General features: G+C 25.1%; 2 protein-coding genes. Both read left to right on the top strand.

What is annotated here, in order from left to right; genetic code table 11:
* A partial coding sequence (locus O6B72_RS09285; protein WP_269492987.1) for an IS607 family transposase occupies window positions 1-438 on the top strand: 438 nt, incomplete at its 5' end.
* The coding region (locus tag O6B72_RS09280) for an RNA-guided endonuclease InsQ/TnpB family protein (RefSeq protein ID WP_269492986.1) at window positions 431-1,413 on the top strand (983 nt) is incomplete at its 3' end. The genes O6B72_RS09285 and O6B72_RS09280, both read left to right, overlap by 8 nt.

Raw genomic sequence — 1,413 nt, 5'->3', positions numbered from 1 at the left:
GCAAGAGTAAGTTCTCACGACCAAAAAGATGATTTAATTAGACAAATTCAAGTATTAGAATTATATTGTTCTAAACAAGGCTTTAATTATGAAATTATACAAGATTTAGGTAGTGGTATGAATTACTATAAAAAAGGTTTAACTAAACTTTTAAATTTAATACTTGAAGGACAAGTAAAAAGACTTGTTTTAACTCATAAAGATAGATTATTAAGATTTGGAGCAGAGCTTGTATTTTCAATATGTCAGGCAAAAGAAGTAGAAGTTATAATTATAAACAAAGGCGAAGAAAGTGTGAAATTTGAAGAAGAATTAGCAAAAGATGTTTTAGAAATTATAACAGTATTTTCAGCTAGACTTTATGGTTCTCGTTCAAAGAAAAATAAAAAACTTTTAGATGATATGCAAAAAGTGGTGGTTTCAAATATTAATGAATAAGACTAAATTAGTAACTAATTTAACAATATCTCATAAAATAGAATTAAAACCAAACAATAAAGCAATCACTCATTTTAAAAAAGCTTTTGGCTGTTCTCGTTTAGCTTATAACTGGGGACTTGCTAAATGGCAAGAGTATTATAAGCAAGGTATTAAAAAATCATATTTAGATTTAAAAAAAGAATTTAACGTTATTAAAAAAGAGCAGTTTCCATTTGTTTATGATGTTAGTAAATATGCAACTCAACAACCATTTTTAAATTTAAATCTAGCTTTTAATAAATTTTTTAGAGATTTAAAACAAGGCAAGTTAAGTTATCCAAAATTTAAAAAGAAAAAAGAAAATTTCGGTAGTTACTATATAGGTGGAGACCAAGTTATAATTAAAAATGAAAAATATCTAAAAATTCCAAATTTTGGACTTGTAAAAATGAAAGAGAAGCTAAGATTTAAAGGCAAGATAAATAGCGTAACAATCTCACAAAAAGCAAATAAATTTTACGCATCTTTTTGCGTTGAAATATCAAAAGATGAATATAATAAAACACATAAAATAGCAAATTGCAATAAACAAAGTGTAGGTATAGATTTAGGTATTAAAGAGTTTATTAGCTTATCTAACGGCTTACAGATAAAAGCACCAAAGCCATTAAATAAGCTAAATAGACTTTTAGTTAAAAGACAAAGGCAGCTTTCAAAAAAACTTCACGCAAAAACCAAGCAAGAAGCTTTAAAAGATGTTAAAAAATCAAATAATTATCTAAAAGCAAGTATGAAGCTAAATAAATTACACTCTAAAATTTCTAATATCAGAAATGATTTTTTACATAAAATCACAAGTATTATTATAAGAAATTTTGATTATATAGGACTTGAAAGTTTGAATGTAAACGGTATGATAAAAAATCATAAATTAGCTAAATCTCTTGTTGATGTCAGTTTTTATGAGTTTAATAGACAATTGGAATATAAAGC

It is taken from the genome of Campylobacter ureolyticus, from assembly GCF_027277485.1.
GTDB classification, from domain to species: Bacteria; Campylobacterota; Campylobacteria; order Campylobacterales; family Campylobacteraceae; genus Campylobacter_B; species Campylobacter_B ureolyticus_B.
This window is presented reverse-complemented; position numbering and strand designations above follow the sequence as displayed.